24 protein-coding genes are annotated in these 24,725 nt (G+C 66.3%); 17 read left to right on the plus strand and 7 right to left on the minus strand.

Going from position 1 to position 24,725, the window contains the following annotated elements:
• Nucleotides 1-251 precede the first annotated feature (251 nt).
• Nucleotides 252-449 carry a hypothetical protein gene (locus AWX74_RS40495; protein ID WP_054571562.1) on the minus strand — a complete coding sequence of 66 codons (198 nt, stop codon included), beginning with the start codon at nucleotides 447-449 and terminating at the stop codon, nucleotides 252-254.
• A gap of 421 nt (nucleotides 450-870) precedes the next feature.
• On the opposite strand from AWX74_RS40495, the gene AWX74_RS36835 reads away from it, so the two are divergent.
• The 4 genes from AWX74_RS36835 (at nucleotide 871) to AWX74_RS36850 (ending at nucleotide 4,390) form a co-directional block, all read left to right on the plus strand.
• A complete protein-coding gene (locus AWX74_RS36835) occupies nucleotides 871-1,653 on the plus strand; it encodes an AcrVA2 family anti-CRISPR protein (protein WP_226932687.1) in 783 nt (260 codons plus the stop codon).
• Nucleotides 1,654-1,813: 160 nt separating this feature from the next.
• Nucleotides 1,814-2,332, plus strand: coding sequence for a hypothetical protein (locus AWX74_RS36840; protein WP_226931195.1), 519 nt, complete (start codon nucleotides 1,814-1,816; stop codon nucleotides 2,330-2,332).
• A 423-nt stretch (nucleotides 2,333-2,755) separates the two neighbouring features.
• Nucleotides 2,756-3,097 carry a histone-like nucleoid-structuring protein Lsr2 gene (locus tag AWX74_RS36845; protein ID WP_054571559.1) on the plus strand — a complete coding sequence of 114 codons (342 nt, stop codon included), beginning with the start codon at nucleotides 2,756-2,758 and terminating at the stop codon, nucleotides 3,095-3,097.
• A 489-nt stretch (nucleotides 3,098-3,586) separates the two neighbouring features.
• Nucleotides 3,587-4,390, plus strand: a complete 804-nt coding sequence (locus AWX74_RS36850) for a hypothetical protein (protein WP_054571558.1) — start codon at nucleotides 3,587-3,589, stop codon at nucleotides 4,388-4,390.
• Nucleotides 4,391-4,462: 72 nt separating this feature from the next.
• Here the strand turns inward: AWX74_RS36850 and AWX74_RS36855 are convergent, their stop codons facing one another.
• Both AWX74_RS36855 and AWX74_RS36860 read right to left on the minus strand, forming a co-directional pair.
• Nucleotides 4,463-4,687, minus strand: a complete 225-nt coding sequence (locus AWX74_RS36855) for a DUF397 domain-containing protein (RefSeq protein WP_054571557.1) — start codon at nucleotides 4,685-4,687, stop codon at nucleotides 4,463-4,465.
• On the minus strand, nucleotides 4,684-5,544 hold the full coding sequence (locus AWX74_RS36860) for a helix-turn-helix domain-containing protein (RefSeq protein WP_091286534.1): 861 nt from the start codon (nucleotides 5,542-5,544) through the stop codon (nucleotides 4,684-4,686). The genes AWX74_RS36855 and AWX74_RS36860 overlap by 4 nt, the downstream gene beginning before the upstream one ends.
• Nucleotides 5,545-5,942: 398 nt before the next feature.
• Here AWX74_RS36860 and AWX74_RS36865 point away from each other — a divergent pair, with 398 nt between their 5' ends.
• From AWX74_RS36865 to AWX74_RS36880, 3 genes are all read left to right on the plus strand, one after another.
• Nucleotides 5,943-7,013 (plus strand): ATP-binding protein, encoded by a 1,071-nt coding sequence (locus AWX74_RS36865; protein ID WP_083473988.1) that lies wholly within the window; start codon nucleotides 5,943-5,945, stop codon nucleotides 7,011-7,013.
• Complete coding sequence (locus AWX74_RS36870) at nucleotides 7,010-7,345, plus strand: hypothetical protein (RefSeq protein ID WP_091286509.1); 336 nt, start codon at nucleotides 7,010-7,012, stop codon at nucleotides 7,343-7,345. The genes AWX74_RS36865 and AWX74_RS36870 overlap by 4 nt, the downstream gene beginning before the upstream one ends.
• A gap of 1,108 nt (nucleotides 7,346-8,453) precedes the next feature.
• The gene (locus tag AWX74_RS36880) at nucleotides 8,454-9,773 is read left to right on the plus strand and encodes a helix-turn-helix transcriptional regulator (RefSeq protein ID WP_200931475.1); all 1,320 of its coding nucleotides are present in this window, start codon (nucleotides 8,454-8,456) and stop codon (nucleotides 9,771-9,773) included.
• Here the strand turns inward: AWX74_RS36880 and AWX74_RS36885 are convergent.
• From AWX74_RS36885 to AWX74_RS36895, 3 genes are all read right to left on the minus strand, one after another.
• Nucleotides 9,770-10,897, minus strand: a complete 1,128-nt coding sequence (locus tag AWX74_RS36885) for a hypothetical protein (protein WP_054571553.1) — start codon at nucleotides 10,895-10,897, stop codon at nucleotides 9,770-9,772. The genes AWX74_RS36880 and AWX74_RS36885 overlap by 4 nt on opposite strands.
• Before the next feature lie 82 nt (nucleotides 10,898-10,979).
• Nucleotides 10,980-11,822 carry a TauD/TfdA dioxygenase family protein gene (locus AWX74_RS36890; protein ID WP_054571552.1) on the minus strand — a complete coding sequence of 281 codons (843 nt, stop codon included), beginning with the start codon at nucleotides 11,820-11,822 and terminating at the stop codon, nucleotides 10,980-10,982.
• A 39-nt stretch (nucleotides 11,823-11,861) separates the two neighbouring features.
• Nucleotides 11,862-12,749, minus strand: coding sequence for an amino acid--tRNA ligase-related protein (locus AWX74_RS36895; RefSeq protein ID WP_200931474.1), 888 nt, complete (start codon nucleotides 12,747-12,749; stop codon nucleotides 11,862-11,864).
• A gap of 481 nt (nucleotides 12,750-13,230) precedes the next feature.
• Here AWX74_RS36895 and AWX74_RS40500 point away from each other — a divergent pair, with 481 nt between their 5' ends.
• The 7 genes from AWX74_RS40500 (at nucleotide 13,231) to AWX74_RS36925 (ending at nucleotide 19,510) form a co-directional block, all read left to right on the plus strand.
• Nucleotides 13,231-13,404, plus strand: coding sequence for a hypothetical protein (locus AWX74_RS40500; protein WP_165615951.1), 174 nt, complete (start codon nucleotides 13,231-13,233; stop codon nucleotides 13,402-13,404).
• A 138-nt stretch (nucleotides 13,405-13,542) separates the two neighbouring features.
• Complete coding sequence (locus tag AWX74_RS36900) at nucleotides 13,543-14,652, plus strand: fatty acid desaturase family protein (RefSeq protein ID WP_083473987.1); 1,110 nt, start codon at nucleotides 13,543-13,545, stop codon at nucleotides 14,650-14,652.
• 79 nt (nucleotides 14,653-14,731) lie between these two features.
• Nucleotides 14,732-15,859, plus strand: a complete 1,128-nt coding sequence (locus tag AWX74_RS36905) for a hypothetical protein (protein WP_054571551.1) — start codon at nucleotides 14,732-14,734, stop codon at nucleotides 15,857-15,859.
• Nucleotides 15,860-15,952: 93 nt separating this feature from the next.
• A complete protein-coding gene (locus tag AWX74_RS36910) occupies nucleotides 15,953-17,248 on the plus strand; it encodes a JmjC domain-containing protein (RefSeq protein WP_054571550.1) in 1,296 nt (431 codons plus the stop codon).
• Nucleotides 17,245-18,075: a DUF3865 domain-containing protein gene (locus AWX74_RS36915; RefSeq protein ID WP_054571549.1), complete on the plus strand. Its 831-nt coding sequence runs from the start codon at nucleotides 17,245-17,247 to the stop codon at nucleotides 18,073-18,075. Before AWX74_RS36910 ends, AWX74_RS36915 begins: the two co-directional genes overlap by 4 nt.
• Entirely contained in the window at nucleotides 18,072-18,485 is a 414-nt protein-coding gene (locus AWX74_RS36920; protein WP_054571548.1) for a GFA family protein, read from the plus strand. The genes AWX74_RS36915 and AWX74_RS36920 overlap by 4 nt, the downstream gene beginning before the upstream one ends.
• A gap of 155 nt (nucleotides 18,486-18,640) precedes the next feature.
• The gene (locus AWX74_RS36925) at nucleotides 18,641-19,510 is read left to right on the plus strand and encodes a dimethylarginine dimethylaminohydrolase family protein (RefSeq protein ID WP_054571547.1); all 870 of its coding nucleotides are present in this window, start codon (nucleotides 18,641-18,643) and stop codon (nucleotides 19,508-19,510) included.
• Between the two features lie 43 nt (nucleotides 19,511-19,553).
• On the opposite strand, the gene AWX74_RS36930 is transcribed toward AWX74_RS36925, so the two are convergent.
• Entirely contained in the window at nucleotides 19,554-21,089 is a 1,536-nt protein-coding gene (locus AWX74_RS36930; protein WP_083473986.1) for a helix-turn-helix domain-containing protein, read from the minus strand.
• A 711-nt stretch (nucleotides 21,090-21,800) separates the two neighbouring features.
• Between AWX74_RS36930 and fxlM the strand changes: the two genes are divergently transcribed.
• From fxlM to AWX74_RS36945, 3 genes are all read left to right on the plus strand, one after another.
• Nucleotides 21,801-23,003 (plus strand): methyltransferase, FxLD system, encoded by a 1,203-nt coding sequence (gene fxlM / locus AWX74_RS36935; RefSeq protein WP_091286515.1) that lies wholly within the window; start codon nucleotides 21,801-21,803, stop codon nucleotides 23,001-23,003.
• Nucleotides 23,004-23,006: 3 nt separating this feature from the next.
• Nucleotides 23,007-23,894: a methyltransferase domain-containing protein gene (locus AWX74_RS36940; RefSeq protein WP_083473985.1), complete on the plus strand. Its 888-nt coding sequence runs from the start codon at nucleotides 23,007-23,009 to the stop codon at nucleotides 23,892-23,894.
• Nucleotides 23,895-24,098: 204 nt separating this feature from the next.
• A complete protein-coding gene (locus tag AWX74_RS36945; RefSeq protein ID WP_091286518.1) occupies nucleotides 24,099-24,668 on the plus strand; it encodes a hypothetical protein in 570 nt (189 codons plus the stop codon).
• Nucleotides 24,669-24,725 lie beyond the last annotated feature (57 nt).

Raw genomic sequence — 24,725 nt, forward strand, 5'->3', positions numbered from 1 at the left:
CTAGCTGACCCGGCTTCAGAGTTGACCGCCTCCACCTACCAGACGGCCACGCGCTGCACACCGGCCCTTATCCACCAGATTTGAGCCGGCACGACTCTTACGGAGCGTCAACCACTGATTCGCTTACGCTGCACCTTCTGATCTCGATTGCCGAACCCGGCCCATCTGGCAGTGCTGGACCGTCCCGGCGTTGTCGGGGCCGCTTCCCGTCCTCCCCGGCGCTCCCCGGATCAGACTGCCCCCATCTTCAATCAGGCCGCTGCGACGGCCCAATGGCGAGGGTCTCCCACCCCTGCTCGGTGACGCGGCGCCTCGTGGCGCAGCAGGTAGTAGTCGTACATGCGGGCGGTGTGCGGAACGTCCGTCTTCAGATCAACCGAGCTGATCTCCTCTCGCCTCCAGGCGAGCCACGACTTCGGACTGGACGCGCCGGCCTCGGCATCGGTCACCGTACACAACCCCCAGATCCGGCGTAATCCTCTGGGATCACCCTAACGGGCAGCCGGCTCCCTCCCCGCAGGACCCGGCAGACCATGGTCGGCGGTGACAGACCCACCCCGCGCCTGCCGAACGCAGGCCGCGCGGGCGCGAGCGCCGTCGGACCTCGAAGGGGTATTTACATGGTTCAGGTCCCGCCCTCGCACCGTCGTCGACAAAACCGGCACGGTCGCGGGTTCGGCGCGCGGCCTGGGACGAAGAGACCGGGAGCCACCCAGCGCCGGGCCCGCACGTGTCCTCGCGCGGGGCGCCGGTCGGGGTGGCGCTGTATGCGGGTGTGTCGTTGGGGCTGGGTACGCTTTCCGCGTGGCCGCTGCCCCTGATCGACATCTCGATGAGTGCCGTAGCCGGTACGCTCCGGCGCTGTCCTGGATGCGCGACGTGGCAGGCCGGCGTGGGATGGCGCCGTGGCCGGACTGGCCGGACTGGTGCTGGCTACCGATGGCGGCGGTGGCGGGCGCGGGTCCCCGCCGGCCGCAGGACAGCCCCCGCCCGGACGACATCGGCCGTCTCGCCGCGCTGGCCACCTGGTGGCTGGACCGTGCGGTGATCGAGATCGACGAGGACCTGGCGGTCCGGCATCTTCCGGCGGTCGGGCAGGACATCCGGATCGACCGCGAAAGGCTCCTGGCGGGCCTGCCGGCCTGGTGCCCGTACGTCCCGCTGCCCGAGCGCCCGGAGACGACCACCGGGGTCTACTGGCCTCGCGGGTTCTTCGCACACACCGAGTGGGACGCGGCGACCGGGGGCGCCGAGCTGCGGCTGCTGATGGACACCGACGGGACGTGGGAGGGGTTGCACGCCGTTCCCGTGCATCTGGACCAGCCGACGGTGCGCTGGTCGTTCCAGGCTGCGGCCCGGGTGATGACCGCGAACGTCGCCGCCGGCCTGGTCGAAGGAGCACGGGCGGATGATCCACGGCTCGCGGCCAGCGTGGAGATGGCTGGCCTGGTCGTGGCGCAGGTGTGGCCGCTGGTGTCCGCTCTGGTCGATCCCGCAGGTCGGGTGATCGGCCGGGACCGGCCGGGTGAGGTGTTGGAACGGGCACGGGCGCAGCCGCGCGGCACCCGGATCGTGTGGCCGCAGCGGTCCCGGACCTCGTTCTGGCGGGCGACGGCGGGCCCCGCGCCGCGGCCGGTGCTGCGGTCGGTCTGACGGGCACCGCGGCATCAGGCCTGGTCTGGGCGGTGCGTCGCGATCTGTGCCTCTGCCCCGGCGGTCGACCGGACGAGCACGCGGCGAAGCCGGACGCCGCGTCCGCCTGACCGTGTCGCCCGCCCGGCGGGACGGCGGGTTGCGGCGCCGTGTTCCGGCCTTGCGCATCGACGAACCGCGGGCGATCACCGAGGGGGATCAGATGGCCTGGTACACGATCAGACGCGACTGCTGCGGCGCCGTCGAACGCATCCAGGTCTACGGGCCGAGCGACACCCGGCAGGCCAGAGCGAACCGGACAGAGATGCGGCCCTGCCAGGCATGCGCACGCCAGCGGCGTGCCGTCGAGGCCGAACAAGCGGCGCACCAGGCGGCGGGACAAGCAGACCTCGACGGACTACCGACCCTCACGGGCACCGACCGGCAGGTGGCCTGGGCGCTGGTCCTGCGGGACAACACGATCAAAAGAGCGCCGTCGCTGGCGACGATGCCGGGCGCGACCGGGGACCATCTTGACTGGCTGCTCGACAGGATCTGCGAGCGCACCGACGCCGCCTGGTGGATCGACCACAGGGCCGGGCTGCCGCGCGACGACCACTGCTGGACCGCGCTGCGCACCTCCCTCACCGACGAGCAGAAAGCCGAGTTCGCAGCCCTCGGGAAGGAAAGCCGCCTGTGACCATCAGCATCCTGTCCTGCCTGTGATGCGCTACCTCGGAGTTGTCGCCGATCCGGGAGATCGGAGTCATTCCCGGTAGGCGCCCTCGTCCACGGCATGCCGGGGTTCTGCGTGACATGTTCTTCCGGAACCCTCCGGCCGCCGGATCCCTTCTGTCAGTCGTGTGCTCGGAGAAGTCCGACCGCTCCACCCGTATGGGCTGGTCGGCGGCTCGGTGAACGCCACCTTCCGGCCTCCGCCGGTTCCCGGTGCTCGGTCCGGTGTCATAAGGTTCCTCCGCGTTCTCGATAGTCCCTATGTGGTGCTCCGAGCGGGAAGACTTTCCGTCATGTTCAGGGCGGGGCGGCCGGTCCAGGCAGTCACGCGATACGGTAGGGAATACGTCGCGGATACACGGTCCGCGGGTAGGAGTGGGGAATATCCATGGCACAGAAGACGATCGTTTCGCTGATCGATGACCTCAACGGTGAAACCGCCGACGAGACGATCCGGTTCGGACTGGACGGCGCCCAGTACGAGATCGACCTGTCCGAAGCGAACGCCACGAAGCTACGGGAGGCGCTGGCCTCGTTCGTGACCGCGGGACGCCGTTCCGGTGGCCGCGCGGCCGGTGGGCGGCGCGGACAGCGTGCCGCTTCACCGCGCGCCGTGGCCGCGGACCGTACCGCGGATATCCGGGAGTGGGCGCGGAGCAACGGCTACACGGTGAGCGACCGGGGCCGTATCGCGTCGAACATCGTCGAGGCGTTCGAGAAGGCCCACTAGCCGCACCAGCCCGGGGCCATGGCGTGCGTCGTCACGGGGCGCGCCGGGCGCCCGGACCTCGAAACGAGGGGTTACAAGTCGACCCGTCGCGAAGGGGCCCCTCCCGGTTCGAGCACCGCCGGGCGCGGTGCGGGGCCGTGGGATGGGTGACCGTTGGCGTTTGGCTCCCTGTGGCCTGGGCGGCCCCGTCGGCCCGGCGTGGCGGTGAGACGGGCACGATGGCCTCGTGACCGAGGCGGAGACCGTGGACACGCGGCAGCACGGCGATACCGAACGGACCCGGCGCCATGGTGGGTGCCGAGCCAGCGCTGCCGGCACTCTGTCGCCCCCGGTGCGTGGGATGTCCGGGCCGCACAGCCGAGGCGGCGTCGCACCCGGGCCGCGTCGTGTGACGGCCTTGTGGCCGTGATCGGGTTTGGTTTCGGAAGCGGGGCTGGTAGCGCGCGAATCCGGGCAGGGCTCTGCTCCGCTCCCGCAGGAAGGATCTGTGTGTCCCTGCCTCGGATGAACTGGGACGACCTGCCCGCGGACGTCCGGCGGGCGGTGGAGGCCCACACGGGGCCTGTCACGGCCGCCTCGACGGCGTCAGGTGGCTTCAACTCGGCGATCGCCGCGACCCTGCGGACACGCTCCGGGACGGTGTTCTGCAAGGGCCTCCCGGCGAGTCACCGGCAGATCGTCACGCAACGTCGCGAACGCGAGATCAACCCCCACGTGGTCGGACTGTCTCCCCGGCTGCTGTGGCATGTCGAGGTGGACGGATGGGATCTGTCCGGCTTCGAGCACATCGACGGCCGGCACGCGGACTACCGGCCGGACTCCGACGACCTTCCCCTGATCGCCGAGTGCCTGCGACGGCTTCAGCAGGTCGCCTGCCCGGACATCCCCCTCAAACAAGCTGATCAGCGGCTAAGCGGCTACGTCACCGAGCCGGCCGAAGCCGAGATGTTCGCAGGCAGCTCGCTGTTGCACACCGACTGGAACAGCGCGAACCTCCTGATCAGCGACCGTGCCTACCTGGTCGACTGGGCGTGGGCGACCCGGGGCGCGGCATGGCTGGACCCTGCGGGCTGGCTGATCTGGCTCATGGCCGAAGGCAGGCACACTGCCACCCAGGCCGAAGCGTGGGCGGAACAGATCCCATCCTGGCAGGCCGCACCCGCCGATGCTGTCGCCGCATACGCGAAGGCGAACGCACGTCTGTGGGCCGAAATCGCGCAGGCCAGCGGGGATGAGTGGACCTCACGAACGGCCTCGGCGGCAGGTGCGTGGGCGCTCTACCGCGCTACGTGACAGCGTCCAGCTCGCGGAAGCCGCTTACCGGACCATCATCGACACGTTGCCAGCGGTGGCCGGTGCCGCACGCTAGTTGAATTCTCCGTCGCGGGCGCCGGCGAGGAACGCGTCCCATTCGGCTGCGCTGAAAGACAGGACGCCGCCGTCGGGGTGCTTGGAGTGCCTGACGGCGCGTCCGCCGTCAGGTAGCTCGGCGACCTCGACGCAGTTCCCGCCGTTGCCGCCGCTGTAGCTGCTCTTGCGCCAGGTCAACCCCGCCGGGGGGTTGGTCGGGCCGGGTGGGGTGCTGTTCATCCCATCTCCTCCGCGGCCTCGATGATCAGCCTGTTTGACCGTTCTGGGTCCATCGCGGCTGCTCGTAGGCGGTTCATGGCGAGTTTATACCGGCGCAGGTCGGCGTCCCGTTCCAAGTACAGGCCGCTGTGGAGCTGATCCATGTGGACGACCTCTCCGCCCGGCGGGGCGGAGAAGGCAAGGATCGTGAAGGGATAGCCGAACGCGGCGTACGCCCCTAGCGCGTAGGGCAGGACCTGCACGGTGATGTTCGGCTGGGCGGCACGGTCGGCGAGGTGAGCGAGCTGGACACGCATGACCTCGGAACCCCCGACATGGCGATGGAGCACGGACTCGTCGAGCACGACCCAGAGCGAGAGCGGATCGTCACCGGCCAGCCGCTTCTGCCGTTCCATCCGGACCGTCACCCGGCGGTCGATCTCGTCGTCGTCGAGGCTGGTGTTCGCAGCCCGAAGCACCGCACGCGCGTACCCCGGTGTCTGCAACAGCCCAGGAACGAGCTGATTCTCGAACTCCTCGACGCTCACCGCGCTGCTCTCGGCCGCCATGAACCGCTCGAACCAGCGAGGCACCGCGTCGGTGTAGCTGTGCCACCAGTCTTGCTGGCGGGCGGAACGCACCATACCCAGCAGTTCGTCGCGTAGCTGCTCGCCAGTCACACCGTAAAGGTCGAGCAGCGCTGTGACGTCACGGGTCCGCTGTATCCCCGTGCCCGTCTCCATCCGGCTGATCTTCGATGCCGAGCACTGCAGATGTGCTGCGGCCTGGTCGATCGTGGTGTCGGCCGCTTCCCGTAGCCGCCGCAGCTCCGCGCCGACCTGCCGGCGTCGCATCGTCGGGGTTGCTTCCCCAGCCACGACCGCCTCCTCGTCAAGGTCAACCCGGCTCGAGTCTGTCACCTTCACATGCACCACCCTGCAAGGGGAGCCAACGGCACAAAAATTTCTACGCATGGTAGCTGCCGTGCATTGCACGGAGCGTGCAATGCAGGCATTCTGTTCTTGTCACCACCTCGCCACGATCTGCCTCCGGGGATCGCGAGTGGCGGGGGGGATAGCCACGTCCGGTCACGGTGAAGCCGCTTGCGCGCGCTTCGCCCCGCCCGGGACGGGAAGCGCGTCCGTGTCATGTGCGCGGACCGGAGCTGGGTGGTGCGGATGCTAACGGTGCCGATCGGCGCGCGAAGGAAGCACGACAATCGTCGGCCACGGACACGGAGGGTGAGCTCCGCAGGGATCACGGGTGGTGGCGTGTGATGCGGGCGTTCGGATACGTACGGGTCTCGAGTGCGAGGGACGACGAGCTACACCGTCTACGCGACATGATCCGCTCATATGCTGCCGCCGAGGGGATGAGCCTGGTAGCCATCTATGTCGACCAGGAAGGCCGGTCGACCGACGCCGCTCGACCCGGCTTGACGACCCTCCTCGAAGCGGTCGGACGGTCCGACCGGGCCGTCATGCTGGTCCCCGACATGACCCATCTCCCCTGCGCCCAGCACGCGCGCCGTTTCCTCGAGGAAGAGGTGACCGCGCTCGGCAGCGCGATCGTTCCCCTCGCATCGCCGTCCCGGGTCCCCACACAGGCCGCCCCAACAGACCAGCAACATCAGCCAGGATCCCGAGGGGTCGGCCGGAACCCGACAGCGTCACCGACCATCCGTGTGACAGTCGAACGGTTCCCCGCCCTCCTCAGCTCCGTTCCCGCTGCCCGCGCTGCCGCCCTCCGTACACTGCAGGGATGGCGGCTGACCGCCGAAACGCTGAACACTGCCGAGTTGATCGTCTCCGAGCTCACCGCGAATGCCGCGAAAGCAAGTCCGGCCGATGGCATCGTCGCGGTGCGGCTCACGGCCAGTGGCAGCAGCCTTCTCATCGAGGTCTGGGACAGCACCGTCGCCCCACCCGTCCTGCGGGATCCGGCTTACGACGGAGAGGACGGGCGCGGCCTGTTCCTCGTCAACGCGTTGAGCCGCCGATGGTCCTGGCGTCGGGCGAAATCCGGCGGAAAGGTCGTCTGGGCAGAAATGCCGGCAGATACGATGGATCTGCAGGACGACGGGTCGGCCGTGCAGCTGATACAGCGTACGGCCGGACCGGTGCCGGATCCTGTGAGGCCAGTTGCCTTCGAGCACGATCCGGCGCTCCTGCGCCGGGTTGCCGACGGACTGCGGGCTCTTGACGACTGGTACCTACCCGGCACTGAGGCAGCCCGCTCTGGGAAGCCCCCGCTGGCCGCGGAGGACCGGATAGTCCTGCCCGCGTCGATCACCACCAACCTCCGCACCGAAGTCTGCTGGACGCTGCTGGCCGAGCAGACCGCATGAACTCCCGCGTTTCTCCCGTTCCCGTGATCCTGCGCCCGGTCGTCCTCATCGCGCGCATGGCAGCCCTGCCCGAGGTCACACCGCCCGCGGACATCGCACGGATGCTCGCCATGTTCACCCCACCCATCGACCCGACCTCACCGGAATGGGCCGCGCTGCGCGCCGCCCTCGACCACTACGACGACGCGCAGGACCCAGTCCGCTTGGACGCCGCCCGCCAGCAGATCATCATTGCCGCGGAGACCCTGCTCGCCTACCCGACAGACCCCGGCACTGCCGGATCGTGCCGCATACCGACCCAGCGGACACCGCCCACGGAACGCCGCGTATGACGACCGGCAGCGACCCGACGGCTGGCACGGGCGACGGCCCGGCGCCGGAACTCATCAGGTCGCCTTTGAGTCGCCCATGGCATCCCCGGAATTCCTTGAATGATTCATCACCCGACTCGCCCCTCGGCGGTCGCCATGTCACACCAGGACATCTCCACCCTGAAAGGCGCCGTGCCCTGCGGAACCTACAGCGCGACGATCAAGTTATCGTCGTGGACAAGGACAGGCCATTCGCAGCATCTTCACGACCGACGAGGAATCCCTCCACCGTGGGGATGCGCGCTCCACCTCGTCTAGCGCGCCGAGGCCCCGCCCCTGCCCCTCCCGACGCAGACCCTGGCCCCATCTGGGACGGTATCCAGCCCGCCTGGACCCGATCCACGGTAGGCGAAGAACCTGACAGAACGATGGCCGATGGATTCCCTCGCCAGCGGTGGAGCCAAGAAACCCCGGACACCGCCAGCCCGAACCATGCAGCCTCGGCCACCATAGCACCGAAGCAATCGTTGCGGTCGCATTTCCTGAGATCGCGACCCTCCGCCGTCCAGCTAACGGTCCCTTCGCGTGCAGGTCGAAAAGCACATCAGCGCTTGGCGGACGGATCGCGTCCATCTTCTTCACTCTGCTTCTGCCATAATGGAGCACAGATCCTGGCCTGCCAGGGAATCGGTGCCGCTCGGGGGGGCTCGGCCGATGACTATGGACCGTCGGATGACCAGCGGGCACTCGGTGGTCGCCACTACGGAAGAGCTGGTGACGGCGCACCTCGCCGAAGACCAAGTGCTCGCCGGCCCGGAGGTTGTGAGGGTGGTCGTCGACCCGCTCTGCGGGGCGACCGCCATGCCTGTGAGGGTGCGCCGGAGCCGGGCGCTCGAGTGCGCGCCGATGCCCACGGCGCAGCGCCCTGCATCGCTCTCGCTCGACACACTCCGTCCGCGACCCGTGCAGGCATCGTTCCTTCTCGCCTACCGATTCGACCAGGATGGCTACATCAGGTGGAATGGGCATCTACGGGGGCCTCAGTGCCGAATGACGGCTTCCTTCTCGGTGTCGGCTGATTTCGATGCCCCCCGGCCGCACCGTCACCCCCAGTAGGGAAGGAGGTGTAATGCTGGAAGTCGCGCCGAATTTGAATGGCAGCCAAAGTAATGCGTTGCAGATATATTTAAAGCAGCTAAATTGGTCGATCAGCGGCTTCGCGCGACGGGTGCATCAGCGCTGCCAGGTGATAGGGCTATCGAATACCGTCAGCCCGAGTACTGTTTCGCGGTGGTGCAGGGGGAAGACGGTGCCCGGCCCCGAGCTATGTGCTGCAGCCTGTCACGTTCTTTCATCCGCCCTGCACCAAATTGTGACGCCGGAGAGCTTAGGCTGGTCGGCGGCCTCAGAAGATATTGCGGCCGAATCCCTGGAATACAGTGGACTAGCTCACGCCGTGCGGATTCTGGGCAAGCTCTGGGAGCTTGACTTTCTATGCAAGCACAACAATATCCAGAGGATGTTCTTCGCTGTTACCTTTGACTCCGCCTCCCGTGAAGCGCTCGTCATGCCTCCCGATCTGGACCTTTCGGGACATGGCCACCGCAAGGTCTCGACTGCTGACGTAGAGCTCTTGAAACACCACACCCACCTGTACGGAAAATTGGATGCGCTGCACGGCAGCGGGAAATTCCGTAGCGTGTTCGCAGGTTTCATGGATGCTCACACCACTGAGCTCCTCCATGGGTCATTCTCTACGCAGCTAGGGCGGAAACTATACGGCAGCGTGGCGGACGCGGTACTCACGATGGCGAGCATGGCCTACGACGATCAGCTGCCCGGTCTTGCTCAGCGGTACGACCTGCAAGCGATGAGACTGGCCCAGGCGATCGGCGACCGCTCCCGCATCACACGCGCACACATCCATCATGCCCGGCTGGCCGCAGCTCACGGTGAGCGCAAGTGTGCGCTAACCCACGCCCGAAGTGCGGTTCTTGCGTCGGCCGGGGCGCCACCGCTCGTCAAGGCTTATGCCGCTGTCACCGAGGCCCGCGCATGGGCGTTCAACGGGCAGCCCAGCCAGACTTCTGCCGCAGTGGCCCGAGCCCGAGATGCCCTCAACCGTGCGGGTTCCACGGACCCGGGCTGGCTTTCGTGGCTCGACCGGTCTGAGCTCGAGCGGCAAGCGGCATGGGCGCTGGCAGTTGCCGGCTTGTCCGTGCCGGGAATGGATGCGCTGCATGAGGCTCTGAACGTGCCGAGCGACCATAGACGCGCCAATGTGGAGTTGCTCATCACTGCCGCCGAACTGGCGCGCCTTCGAGGTGACCTTGCCGAGCACGCTTCACTAGCAAAGCGCGCTGAGGATGCATCGCGACCGCTGATGAGTCGCCGCCTGGCGGCTCGAGTCAAACTGCTCGTCTCCGGTCAGCCGCTCGATGACTTCTAGTCGATGACCTGGAATCCTACCGCGGGAAAGCGCCGTCCGTTGACCTGGATTTCGACTGCGTACGCTCCCGGCGTGATCTTCGTATTTGCCGTCGTGCGTAGAGTGTGCCTTTTGGTGAGCGTAAGAGGATGGCCGGGTTTGGCCATGGCTCTCGCGAGAAAATAGACTTTCTCGCGACGCGCCCCTCGCTGCGTGGTTGAGGAGATCACGTATGTCACGTGCAGTGGAACCGGAGCCCTGGTTGATATTTCCGCAGCGAATAGGAGGGTATCGCCGTCCTTGAGTTCAGCATGTTCAAGATGGACCGGAGAGAGTTCGACCGGCGCGTCGATCGCGTAGCCGAAGAACTCGTATGCTGCTAGCCAGCCCGACTTGAGCCGAGTGCGAAGCGCCTCGCGTGCGATGAAGTCGAACTCCTTGCTCTGGGTCGCCCCGGAACTTTTCCAGCGCTGGAGGACGCCGAGGACGAGGTCAGGATTCTCGGAAGCGATGTCATGCAGATGATTCGCCACGGAGCGGGTCACGTACCGACTGGAGTCGGTGTACAACTGGTCGAGCACGGGCAGCGCGGCATCAATGGGCAGGGCGATGCGGGGGGACCACGGGAGCTTGGGGCGTGTGGACTCGCTGGCCAATCGGCGCACTCGATGGTCGGAATCTTTCGCCCACTTGCCGATCGCCGCCATGGTCTCGCTGGGAAAGTCGTTGAGGAAGTAACGAACGGCGTCCTCGGCAGAGAAATAGGGGGTCAGGCGCCGGAGCGCTTCGAGGGCGAAGCGCAGGTCTTCGCTGGTGCGGCAAAAGCGGGCAATGAAGTCGGAGTGGGGAGAGTAGATATGCAGGCCGAAATCCGAGGTTGCCCCAGCGGCCTCCGGGGTGGGTGGCAAAGACTGCAGAAGCACGTCGAGCGCCTGGCGGCCGGTTACTGGGAGGTAGTCCCGCAGAGCTTGACTGATTCGGGCAATGCGGGCTTTCAGTTCCAATCTAGGCAGGTCAGCAACCACCTCGCGGACGAACCCTTCCGCATCGAAGCCGGGGAGGACAGCCTGCACCTCCCTGCCGATCCGGGCGACGCGATCAGCATGCAACGCCTGCTCTTTGAGGGGAACCTTCGCGGTCGTCATGTGTAAACCCTAGCGACGACGGGGCACCGGCCGAGGGGAGCCTACTGTGCGCAATGCGGAGTGCCGAGTCGGCGCGAGCAGGCTATCGCACCGAGGTGCGATAAAGCAGGCGGTGGTGCCGCGAGCTGTCGCACGGGGACGCGGTGTGGAGGACGGCGAAATTGTCCCAGACGACGAAGTCGCCCTGACGCCATCGGTGGGTGTAGACGTACTGGCCGCTGGTCGCCCGCCCCAGCAGGTCAGCGAGGAGGCTCCTGCAGTTCTGGTTGTCCAGGCCGTCGATCCTGCTGATGACCATCGAGCCGAGCAGGAGTGACCGTGCACCGGTAACCGGGTGTTCTAGGACGAGCGGGTGTTCGACCTCGGGGTGGGTGGCGAGGCTGCCCACCGCTGCCGATGAGTGGCCGCCGTTGGCCTGGCCTTGGAGCGCGCACAGCCGCTGGACCGAGTGGACCGCGCGCAGACCTTCGAGGCGCTCCTTCAGCTCCGCGGGCAGGTCAGCGTAGGCTTGGGTCGTGTCGGAGAATCGGGTCTGTCCGCCCTGTTCGGGAGTGATCACCGAATAGAGCACTGTCGCCCGGCTCAGGAGAGGCTTGAAACTGTTGTCGGCGTGCCACTCCTCCTCGTTATCCCCATCGTAGATCCCGACGCGGACACCGTTCTCGACTAGATTGCTGATGACCGTGATGCCGGGGAATCCGCTGACGGCATACTGGGAGTCGACGTCGGTGTCCACGGTGCCGAAGTGTTCACTGACAGCGAGGATGTCAGCGTGGTTAAGGTGCTGGTCGGGGAAGATGAGGAGCCTGTGCTGCTGAAGGGCCTCAGCCAAATCCGCAGAATGCCTCAGGCGTGCATGCTGGCTGAGGTCGAAGTCGACGACTGCGCCGAAGCCTCCCGCCATCGGATGCGACGATAGGGCCATGCGAATCCTCCTGGCGAATGGGGTGAACATCGGCCGCGCTCAGTACTGAGGGGACTGCCGAAAGTGGCTTATATCCTTGACCCCCGACGCTGCCATGCACAGGCGCTCGACGCCGATACCAAGGCCGACGCTGCTGCCCGGCACCTGACCCGCGTCGATCGCGCGCCAGACCAGACCCTGCTCGTCGTCGTACAGGTCCGCCTCGCGGGCCCGCTGGGCGAATGCGACGCCGTCGACCTCGTCCTCATAGCCATGGACTACCTCGATGCCGTCGATGACGAGCTCGAATCTGTTGATCACGGCGGGTGTACCCGGGGTGAGGCGGGCGCATGGCTCGTCGCCGCCCAGCGGGTAGTCGGTCAGGAACACCGCCGCGGCCCTGCTCTTCGTCTCAAGCTCGTGCTCCACAAATTGCCCGAGCACGGTCCTGAACGGTGTCGTTGCGCTCAGACGCATGCGATCGGCGATCCGCATGGGTAGATCGCCGAGAGGCTCGCGCCGCAGGTTGACGCCGAACAGATCGAAGATGTAGTCCGCGACTGAGATCCGCACCGGCTTGTAGGCGATGTGCGGGGCGACCAGACGCACAGCCATGTCGTAGAGCCAGTCGAAGCTCTCCCCAGTTGCGTAGAGGTCGAGCATGGTGAACTCGCTCGAGTGGAGCTCGTCCGATGGTTCGTGGCGGAAGCACGGGCCGATCTCGAAGACTCGTGGATGGTATTCGAGATTTATGCGCAGGGCTGGACCGATCATCGTCCGCAGGAACCGGCCACCATCGAGATCGATTCGAGCCCGTCGCCGCGGGCCGAGATCGGTGCGTCGAGCGACTGGAGTGATCAGTTCGACAAAGGATTCAGCGCGCAAGGTGTCGCGCAGACTAAATAGGATCTCGGACTTCAGACCGATCGGGTCGAACACCGCAGTCATGTGGCTCTCCTCATTTGGGCCTCCTGCCAGGCCGGCTGGGCACGACCGCGAGCGCGCCAAGTCATTGGCTGACTCACAAAACTAGTCGCATCTGTCCCAAGTGGGAACCCGCCGTCGCGCATCGAGGAGCAGTTCGTGGCCGACTATGGTCGCTTCAGCGGGCCCTGTGGCACATACCAGCAGCTCAGAGGGCGCTGGCGTGCAAAGGATGTGCAACGGTCCGTGCATCGGACGCAAGTTCGCAGGCATTGTGCCCACCATGGGGGGAGTCATAACGTGTGGGGGCACGCGCTAGGCGTCCGCTACCGTGGTGTTCTGCTTGGGGAAGGTCCTTCCAAGTGTTGCATTCTCGTGGCGCGCGCACGCCTGGCCGCTGGCCGAGTTGTCGGATTCGACTCGTCTATCCGCTGCGGCTCGAAGAAAAGCACACCCTGATCACCGCGGATTCGCGGGATCCAGGCGACCGAAGGGAGAGCTCACAGTGTCCGCTCCAACGACCGGGATGCGTCCCGATGCGAGTGCGCTGAAGGTCGGGATGCGTCCCGACGCCAGTCTCAAGCTCGGGATGCGTCCTGACGCCGGCCTCAAGATCGGGATGCGTCCCGATGCGAGTGCATTGAAGGTCGGGATGCGTCCCGACGCCGTCGCAGCCTGAAGCTTCGCCGCTCGTTGCGCTCCGGCGCGCCACCCATGCCAGCACCGGCGTCATCCGGCGGTTGGTGCGCCGGGGCGGCGAGCGGGCCGTGCTTGTTCATGAAACGCGACCCGAATGCCGCGACGTCAGGAGGATCTGATGGGTAGTCCTGCCAGAAGCATGGTGCGGAAGCCGGCGCCACGAGGCAGGACTCGCAACGGGACCGGCGCGTCGGGGCCTGTCCGTAAGGCACTCGGAGCGGATCTCGTCGCCTCGCTCGAGCGGCTCTGCGGCCCACCGACCATCGGGCGGTCCGATGTCTGCCTGGACGTCGCGTCGATCGCTGTCGCCGCGGCTGTCGGCCACCTCATCGGCCACCTCGTCGGACCCCTGCTAGCCGTGTGCTACATCGGCGTCCGGCAGCGGCACCTGTCGAACCTTGCTCATGAGTGCGTCCACTCCAAGTTGATGGCAACGCGGCGGGAGAACCGCATCATCGGGTACCTGCTGACCGGTCTGCTCGGGGAGGGTTTCCAGCCATACCGCAGCAGCCATCTCATGCACCACGCTAGGCTCGGTTCGGATGACGATCCGATGTTCCGATCCTACCGGGCAGGCAACATTAATGTCGCCGGTGTGACACCTAGCCGACGCACCTTCGTCATTCGGATCATCGTGCGAGGCGCCCTCTGGCGGCTACCCAAGACCGCCGCCCTAACACTGGTCACAAAGAGTCCGGATGAGTCCTGGCGGGCGCCAGCCGCGCGAAGCGCTCTGTGGGCGGGCATCGTTGTAGCATGCTTGCCCTTCAACGCAGTGCTGTCGTTCCTCCTATATTGGCTGGTCCCGCTCCTTTTTGTCAGACCGGTCGTCACGTGGATCACAGACCTCGGTAATCACGCAGGCCTCATTGAGAACGCTGACCCGCTCCGGCAGACGCGCGGCTGGTCTTCCCATTGGCTGACCCGTCATCTCCTCGGTGGTCATCTCGATGACATGTACCACCCGCTCCACCACTGGTGTCCGCAGATACCCTGGCGGCGTCTACCTGAAGCCAAGGCTTCAGCCGCGCAGAGTCTGGAGCGATGGGGCGAAGTCCCGTGGTGCTCGGGCTACTTCTTCCGCCGCAGATCCACCCCAGATCAGCCGTGCGTGATCGAGGACATCATCCGTTGCCTGAGTGCGAACTCTACTGAGGTCGGCACTGGCATCAGTGAAGCGGCCGTATTACCCCTGCACTACCCAGAGTCGTTGCCGACCGGCTGGTGATTGTCACGGATGCGCTGGACGCCTGCGCCCAGTACATCCGAAGAGAACTGCGCTTCCCCCGCCAAGGAGACTGCACGCCATGACCGACCCCGCCAGTGGTGCGAACAGCTTTGACGAATGGACGCGGCTCAGCCAAGTCATCGTCGGTCGCGCCGAGTATTACACCGCCCACGACCTCGACACTTCGTGGCGGCTGTTCTTCTTCGACAATGTGGCTCCCACCCTAGGAAATGAGGGTGGCGCAGATCCTCTCCTGGCGATCCCTGAGCAACTGGTCGACGAGCTGAACGAGGACATTGCTGGCCTCGTCGACGCCCTGACCGGGTGCGGAGTGAGCGTTCTACGGCCCGCGACTCCGGGCAAGAATGTCGACATATGCTCCCCACTCTGGAATGCCCGAGCAACACCTCCCCTCAATGTCAGAGACCAGACGATAGTTCTCGGGAACACGATCGTGGAGACCGCGCCACACGTGCGCTCGAGAATCTTCGAAAACGATCTTCTCAAACCGCTCTTCTATTCCTACTTCGAGGGCGGGTCGAACTGGCTGAGCATGCCACGACCCGCGCTGGGGCGGGATTCCCTGGATGACGCCTATTTCCGCCGCCTTGGCATCGATGTCTCTCGTGCCACCGAAGGTGAGACGGCCCTGGGCATCGACGGCTTGGGCCTGGAGCTGGTTTTCGACGGCGCACAGTGCATGCGGCTAGGTCGCGATGTCCTAGTGAACGTGGCCAACCGCAATCATGAGCTGGCGCTGCGCTGGCTCACCGTCAACTTCCCCCATATGCGCTTCCATCGACTCGACGGAATAGCAGACAACCACATCGACAGTGTTGTGGTGCCACTGCGGCCTGGTTTGATGCTTCTGCGTTCGCCAAAATATTTGGCGTTCCTACCTAAGGAAATGCAAGCGTGGGATGTTATCTACCCCCCGGAGACGGACGAGTCCACTTTTCCCAAGTATGACGACTTCGGCTTCGTTATCCCCATCGCCAGCCGCTACATCGACATCAATGTGCTATCGATCGACGAGGAGACCGTCGTCGTCAATTCTCACTACCCTGAACTGATTAGCGTGCTCGAGGGGCGTGGCTTCACGGTTGTTCCGGTTCGCCATCGGCACCGCCGACTCTTCGGGGGAGGCTTCCATTGTTTCACTCTCGACACCGTCCGCGCAGGAGGTTGTGAAGATTACCTCGGCTAGCGACCCCGCTGCGCCCCCGGTCGCCCTTCCTCTCCATCTCACGACGCCGCGGATCGCACACCTATAGCGGCCGCCTGATCGTCTGGACAGCGAATGACTATCTATGCCCGGCCCCTCGACCGCAGTTTCTGGACCGACGAGTTCCTCTCGCGCACCAGTGTCGGGACGGCGCCCTTCCTGTTCAAGAACGTGATTCCAGCGGCCGCGGCGCGACCTGACGACGTCCTTGCCGGATTCGCAGCAATCCGTAGGACACACGTTGCCGGAACTGATATCGCAGCGCACGCTCGTGTCTATGTTGGAGAGGACCGGCGGGACGACCTCCTGCCTGGGGTGCTGAGTGCACCGGGGTGGGACGAGGGAGGCTTCGTCCAATGGTTGCAGACCCTGACTGTCGCCGAGCGCTTTAGCCTGGTAATCAACAATCTGGAGACCGTAAGCCCGCGGCTGGCCGCAGGGCTAGGAGCATTCCTTGCGTCCCTCCTTGACGGATGGGGCGTGCCTCTCGGTGGCGCTGAGCTGGTCGCGTTCGTCGGGAACTACGCGGGCACGGCGTTCGGTGTCCACGAGGGATTCGAGGACGCCTTCCTTGTCCACCTCGGGCCGAATCCGAAGAACTTCTATACGTGGTCCGCTGAGGCGTTTGAGAAGCTCACCGGCAGCAAGAATCCTCTTTATGGCGACTACTCGTGGCTGCTGGAACATGGCGAGCATTTCGTCCTGGAAGCTGGCGACATCCTGTTCCTGCCCCGTCGCGTATTCCACGTTGGGACCCAGGATGAGTTCAGCGTCTCAGTGGCTGTGCCGCTGTACACCTACCCCGACGCAGGCCTCCTTCGCGAGGTCCTGTTCCCCGAACTGTTCGCGTCCCTTCTCGCCGATCGCGGACCCGACCACGAGCTCAGCCATCCTTCGCCGATGGCGGCTTTGGCCGCGGGAAGTGGCCCGGTAGCGCAGCGCCTGACCGACCTCGCCCGCCCGACACTCGCCACCGCGCTTGAGGGGCTCGCTGCCGCCGTCGAGCAGCATGCAAGCCAGAGATGGAACACCATCCTCAGTAACGGCGGCTGGGAACTGGTGGACGGAGACCTCGCCCGGTCCGAGGCCGCCGCCGCGTTCAACGTAGAGGAGGTCGTGCCCGGCGCGTCGGTCTCAGTCATTGAGCCGTACCGGATGCTCGTCAGCGGTCAACGGATCTTCCTGCGCGGCTATGAGATCGCCATCGACGCCAGCGTGTTGCCCCCGAAGGTGGCCGCAGACCTCAGCGCTGGGACCAGCATCACCCTCCCCGAGGACGAGAACGTACTCGCCGCGATCCGTGCGCTAGGCGCGACCGGCGGCCTCCACGTCACCACTCGCTCCATCCACATGAAGGACATCGCGGCATGACCCCCGAAAACTCTCTCGTGCAGGCCTACTGCGAGTCTCACGCCGATACGCGCAGGTACATCAACGCTGCCCTTCTGGGAACCTGTGACTCGGGTGACGACCTGGTCGACAAGCACTTTGCACCGATGGTCGCCTGGGTGTTCGAGGAGATCCGGAACGTGGTTGGTCCGGACACGCTCACCGCAGCCCAGGCCCGCATGTACATCGAGGAGCTCTCGGTGTTCGCTCGCTACAATGCTCAGTTCCTCAAGGCTGCTGCCACCGCCGTGGAGGGATTCTGCCCGGAGCTCGCTCACGAACTGCGGCGCAACCACCTGGAGGAGGGCGGCGAGCGCGGCAAGGTCCCCGCGCACTACGTGCTGTACTCCAACGCCCTGCTCAGCGACCTCGGTCTTCTCGTCAACGGGCATGTCCCGGCCGACGAGACGGCCAAACTGGTCCTTCTCCACCAAGTGATGGTCGGCTCGCACATGCCCAGCTTGATAGCGGGAGGCTACTACGCAACGGAGGCCGTCGCGATCGCTGAAACCGCACTCCTGCGAGACATCACGAACCGCTACGGCGAGCTGACGGTCCGGGCCAGCGGCAAGGAGCTCAAGGCGCTGCACCACTACTACGAGCTGCATTTGGACGACGAGCACGATGCCGCGCAGATCGAGGGCTTGAGTGTCGAAGCTTCCCACATCGAAGGGCTAGCGCGGTTCATTAGGCAGAATGATCTGTTCCATCTCGACCTGTCACAGTCAACGGACGGCTTCCTGCAGATCTTCGAGGCGATGGCACACTGGTGGAGCGAACTGGCTACCCGAGCAAGGAGAATCGGATGAGCACCTCAGGCACTGAGCTTCGCTCTGGCGGCTGCCTGTGCGGAAAGATCAAGTTCACGGTCGTTGGCGAGCCGGATTACCCGCATACCTGCAGCTGCCCCCACTGCCAGAAGCTTTCTGGCGGCCCGATGATGTCGTGGGTGTCCTTCCCCTTGGTCGGACTCGTCTGGACCGGCGCGAGCGGCACACCATCCTGGTACTACACCTTCGAGGGTGAGACCAAGCGCGGCTTTTGTCCCAGCTGCGGCAGCCAGCTGTGTGCTCTCGACGACGGCGGCGACACCATCGCGATCACGCTCAGTGCGCTGGATGAGGCCACCGACCTCATCCCGGTCAACCAGTCCTTCCGCGGCGACGCGGTCACCTGGCTGCCGCAGGTGTCCGACACCCGGCACAGCGTGGTCGGCTGACGCTTACCGCCAACGACTCGGGTGGTGAGGAGACGTAGAGGACTCACCACCCCGGTGGCCGGAATGGCAAGCGCCGGCCTCTTTGCCGTGCGCTTTCCGAAGTGCGCGGCCATTCAGTCCCCTCGCCCTGGCGCTGCATCGGAGGCCCACCTGTCATGCTTCCTCCGCATGTAGTAAACGAGTTCGACAATCTACGTCGCGTAGCGATGCGTTACGCCGGCGACTTTACCCGAGACCTCGACGGCCCCGATGTCCACCCTGTCCTCGCTCGCCAGATGACGACCAGCAATTGGTCGCCCTACGACAGCACGAAGGTTCGCGCCCAGCAGGATGCTTTTATGGATCTATTGCGGGACCGTGGTGCGGAGATCGTCATACTCGACCCTGCTCCCGGATGCTCGTGCCAGCACTACCCGCGCGACCTCGGCTTCGTCATCGACAACGTCTTCGTAATGGCCCGCCTGAACTCCGAACATCGGAGACCTGAAGCATCTGCTCTGGCCGCTCTCACGGCGGGAATGCCGCGGGTCGCATACCTTCCGCGTGGCACAATCGAGGGCGGAGACGTCATGCTCCACGACGGATGCGTGCTAGTAGGCCTCAGCGAAGAGACATCTCTGTCCGGTGTCGCGGGCCTGCAGGCCATCCTCAATGCTCTCGGCGTCGACCGTGAGGTGATCCCCATCCGCTTCGCGGTTCCCGGCATCGTGCACCTGGACGATCATTTCAATATCGTCGCACCCAGAATTGCCCTTGTTCATCGGGCAGTGTTCCCCCCAGATCAGATTCTCTGGTTCGAGGAGCACTTTGACCGCCTCATCGAAGTCACGGATGATGAAGCATGTGCGGTGCAGGCGAATATGCTCGCGATTTCCCCAGGAGTAGTTGTTGCGGCTACCGGGAGCGACCGTATTTGCCGCGCGCTGGCAGCCGAGGGCATCGAGGTGCTCACCGTCGACTACTCGGCCGTGACCCAAATACCCGGTTCACTGCGCTGTACCACCCTCCCGCTCCTACGAATCTAATCAGCGTCAAACTGTTGCTTTTACAGGACCTTCTGGGCCGTTGCTAAATGTTGGCGGGGGCCAGTGCTGTGCGGTTGATGCGCGCGATGACGTCGTGGGCTGCGGCTTCGCGCTGGTGGGGGATGAGGCGGTCCCGCAGGTCTGTGATAGCGGTGGCATACCGGGCGGAGATCGGAACGCCCATGGCGATGTCCATCGCGGTGTGCGTGGCTGCGACGGCGGCCTCGATGTCGTTGCGTTGGGCGTGTCCGACCGCGATCACGGTTTGGGACAGCGCCGCGCGCCGACTGCGGTTCTGCCGGCGGGCGCCCTCGACGGATCGGTGGGCGTAGCGCTGCGCCTCTGCGGGGTCCCCCGCGTCACGCAGACTGTTTGCGATCTCTCCTGCGATGTAGGGCTCGTCGATAAACCTCGCCCACTCGGGTTCGTCTGCGACGTCGACTAGGTCGAACTTCCTCTCCGCGTGACCGATCGCGACCGCGGACTCGCTTCGCCGGCCCATGACCGCCAGGGCGCGTGCCTCCAGCACCCAGAGGTCGGTGAGGACGGCGGGGGCGTTGAGGTTGCCGAGTCCGTGACGGCCGGTACGGGCGAGGCGTAGGCCTTCGTCGGGGTGACCGAGCATCGTTGCCTGGTCTGCCAGGCCGGCCAGTACATGGGCTCCGAGCATCCGGTTCCCGGATGTCTCGGCGAGGCGCAGCGACTGGATGAGATAACGCTGGGCGACGCCTTGTTGCCCGGCGTCGAACGCCATCCATCCCGCGAGGTAGGTCTGTTCGGCGGCGACCTCGGCCAGCGCCTTGCGGACATGCGAGGGCTGGGACTCTGTGAGGAGCGGGAGTACGTGGTCGGTCAGGTACTGGGCGACCGTGCGGCGGGCGACTTCTCCACCGCCCTGGATGACGTCCATCTCCTGGAAGACCCCGAACATCGTTCGGATCGAGGAGATCGTGTCCATGTCCGCGCGGCGGGGGCCTCCGGCGTCGACGGCCTCCAGGCTGGCGAGGAGCCAGTCCCGGGAGGGTCCGGCGAGCGCCCCCAGAACGAACGATGATCGCAGTAGCAGGTCCCGACGGCGCACGTCTGCCCTCCCGATCTCATCAACGGTGACAAGCGTATGCCCCAACGAGGATCGATACACCAAGCCAGGAACGTCCCAGGGCTCCCTCTCGTGGCCAATCCCGTGGCTCGCTCCGGAACGCGCGGCGATTCGTGCTGTCGGGCTCAGGTCTTCGCTGGTCCGCGGCTGGGATGGGCGTGCGGGAGTTATCGGTTTCGGCTGGTCGGGGCTGGACTGGTTCCAGGGGTGGGTGATGCGTTCGCCGGGCATGGGCGGACGTAGCCCGAGCTCGGCCGGGGTGGCCTGGAGTACCGCGCACAGGAGACGCAGATAGCGGGGGCTGGGTTGGCTCGCACCTCGTTCCCACCGCGAGACAAGGCTGGCCGTCACCGCTGGCCGAGTGGAGTTGGGGTCCTCGCGTTGCCCTCGCTCTGCGATCTTCTCGGCGAGTTCGGGCTGGGTGAGCTGATACCAGGTGCGGTACTGCGTGAGCAGGTCCGCGCGCGTATGAGCTGTCACTCCACCTCCCCGTCACACAGCGAGCTCGGATCGGCTACAGCGTAAACACTCGGGGCCCGGCGAGGCCCGAACGCGACCACAAAAAGTCAGGGTGCCCTGCGCGGGCCGCTTACCCGTGACCCCATCAGGCCGGGAAGTCAAAGCCGCTTGCTCTGGTCTGACTCTTCCAGAGGTCCCTGGGCGTCAGCTCCTCCATGCGGACGACCTGGTGGGTCGCGGCCCTGCCAGGTGTAGCGGCGGGGTGAGCCGCTCGGGGCGCCCAAACCGGCCGCGAACAAGGCCAGTGAAAGGCCAGTAGAAGGCCAGGGTTTCGGTCTGTGCACCTGCGCTACGCCACGGTTCCATCAGAGCAGCAGCGCTCCGAGGCGGTGCCGGACGCCGGTCGTACGAGGAAAACGATGCCCGGCCAGCCACGAACGTTTCGCGGCTGGCCGGGGCGTGATGCCTTCGTGTGATCGGGCGCCTGGCACCCGGGGACCTGCGTCGTCCCCCGCCGGGTTCGGATCGACATCGGGTGTGCGGTCCGGGCTTGGCGGGTTCCATCGCCAGCCGTCTCCTGTCTGAGGAAGCCGTGTTCACATTCCCCGCCGCTCCGGCCATTCCGCGAGGGCGGCAGCTCCTCCAGTTCCCTCCCGCGGTACATGAGGCCATCGCCATCACGCGCGCGACAGAGAACGGTGAGGGCCACGGCGCGCTCTCGGCGGTGGCGCCGTGACCTCCATCGCGGATGTCTCGGTCGCGCGACTGCGGGAGGCGATGGTCGAGCGGATCCTGGCCGCCGAGCCGGTGTCGGCGCCGGTCGAGGCGGCGATGCGCACCGTGCCGCGGGAGCTGTTCCTGCCGGACCTGCCGCCCGAGGCGGCCTACCAGGACCAGGCCGTCGTCACCAAACGTGACATCTACAAGAACCCTGTGGGCTCGGTGTCGCAGCCGTCGGTGGTCGCGGCGATGCTGGAAGCGCTGCGGGTCGAACCCGGCCAGCGGATCCTCGAGCTGGGATCCGGGGGCTACGAGGCCGCCCTGTTGGCGAGGCTGACAGGGCGGACAGGTTCGGTGGTGAGCCTCGACCTCGAGGAGACCGTGGTCCGCCGCACCCACGAATGCCTGGGCACGGCCGGCTACACCGGGATCACGGCGCTGGTCTCCAATGGGCGCTTCGGGTTCGGGCTCCGTGCCCCCTATGACCGGATCGTCGTCACGTTCGACACGCCGGACGTGCCACAGGACTGGTTCGACCAGCTTGTCGAAGGCGGCAGGATCATCATCCCCCTGCACCTCCGCGGCCTCACCCACACCGTCGCATTCGCCAAGGTCGGTGGGATCCTGACCTCCGACGCGATCCGACCGTTCGCGTTCGGACCGATGCAAGGATTCGGTGTCCCCCGGCGGACCACGGTGACCCTGGCAGGCGGGGCACGGCTTGACGTCGGCCCTGACCAGGACGTCGACGTCGACGCGCTGTGCGCCGCGCTCGCCGGGCCACGTCACACCGTGGGAACCGGTGTGATCGTCGCTCCCGACGACACCCTGCTGCTGTCGAGCCTGGACCTGTGGCTGGCCACAGCCCAACCGACCTTGGGCCGGCTCCACACCGACACCCCCACCTATCAGACGGGCCCGGTCACAGAGACCATCCCGCCCGGAGCGCCGGCGATCTGGACCGACGCCACGCTCGCCTTCCTCGCCCTCGGACACACCACCGGGGACGGACTGGAAATCGGCGTGATCGCCTACGGGCCGGACCGGACCCGGCTCGCGGACCAGCTCGCTCACGATGTCCGTGTCTGGAACACGGAGCACCGCGGCGAGCTCCCCACGATCCACGTCTACCCCCGCGGCGTCGTCGAGAAGTCCCCGCCACCCGGCCGGCGCTTCGACCTGCCGTCCGCGCAGGTCCTGATCAGCTGGGGCTGAACCATGGCTTCGTCACGTTCCTCGTCGAAAACCGGGCGGGGCGGCCGGCCCATCAGCCGCTCCGCCGCGGGACCCGCCGACGCGGATCTTCTGATCGTGCACCGTCACCAGAAGCATCTCGAGGTCCGGCGCCGCCTGTCACCGGCCGAGACCACGGTCCTCGCTGGGGCACGGGTCCGTCCCGGGCAGGACCTGGTCGACCTCAGCCAGGCATCGACCCTGACCAGCGCCGCGCTCTGGGCTGTTCTCCCCGGCGGCAGCGTCACCACCCTGACCCCGACCGCGGAAGCGCTGCAGCGGATCCGGCCGACCCCGGAGAACGGCCACACCTGGGGATCGGTCTGGGACCTCACCGAAAACCCCGTACCCCTGCCGGACGCCAGCGTGGACGCGGTCATCGGCCGCAGTCTCCTCGGCCCGCTCCTGTACCCCCGCCGGATGCTGATCGACATCGCCCGTGTCCTCAAACCGGGAGGATGGCTGTCCCTGTGTGAGCCCCTGCTCGGGCAGAGCGGACCTATCGCCCTCGACGGTCTCAGCGCCCGCGAGATCGCCCAGGCCGAACGGGTTCTCGCCGGCGTCCGCCCCGCCGCCCACACCTTCACCGCGGCACACGCGATCGGCAACGCCCGCCTCGCCGGCCTCCTCCCGGTCGAACACACCCAGGAGACGGTCACCGCCCCCATCATCGGAGTCGCCGCGGCCGACACGGCGCTGCGCGCCGTGGGCCCGGCGGGAGAGTCCGCCTACCAGGCGATCAGCCGCGTCCTCGGCGCGGCCTTCGCCCACCGCTACGCCGAAGCATGGCGCTCGACCGCCCGCCGACGCCCCCTTCTCCTGCAAACCCCCATCGCCTACCTCACCATGACCAAACCGGAATCCGCCACGTGACGGCCCGCCATGGTCGGCCCCGCAGCTCTCGTCTCCCAACGTGGATCAGCCCCCAACATGGCGATCTATGATGCGGTGGGTAACCGGAGGGGGATTCTGTGATGCAGAATGACGCGGCCGGGCGCGGGTGACGCGGGTGCTTCCGGCGGACGCTGGCCTGAGCGCCACCGCCGGGCTACTGGACCCGGCACTGGCTACGTGGGGATGACCGCTCCTGAGGCGAGCACCGCCGCGCGGGGAGACGGCGAGGGCGTGGCTGTCGTGACCACCGGGGTCGTCATAGAGACCGCTGATGTCAGCAGTGACGGGCCGGTCATCATCGCTGTAGTCGATCACAGCGTGGACATCATGGCGGATCCTTTTCTCCAGTTGGAGGGTCATCACCTGCGGGTCATCCACCCCGGTACCGGGCTCAGCCACCCGATGGTCGGGCCCGCCGAGCTCCAGTCCGCTGACGTTCTCGTCTACCCAGGCGGCGACGGCGAGGACGCTGTCGCGCATTGCGTAGGACTGCTGCGCGCTTTCCCCGGCTGTGAGGTGACCGTCGCTGGCGAGGTCGAGGACTACGTGGTGGTCGCCCGTTACGCGCAGCCGCTACGGGTCGCGGTTGATCTGCCAGCGCCACCTGTCGCTAGCGCGGTCTACGGCTGGATCGCCTCGTGGTACTGGGCCCGGCGCCGACGGCCCCTCGCCGACATGCTGACCCGGCCGGTGGTTATCGACTACGCGGGGCGGCGCTACCCGGTGACTCTCACGCTGGACCCGTCGCTGTGAGCACGGCACATACAGGGCGGCAAGGCGGGCGCGGAGAGGCACGGTGTGCGCGGACGA

Origin of the sequence: Parafrankia irregularis, from assembly GCF_001536285.1 — a bacterium.
Classification (GTDB): Bacteria; Actinomycetota; Actinomycetes; order Frankiales; family Frankiaceae; genus Parafrankia; species Parafrankia irregularis.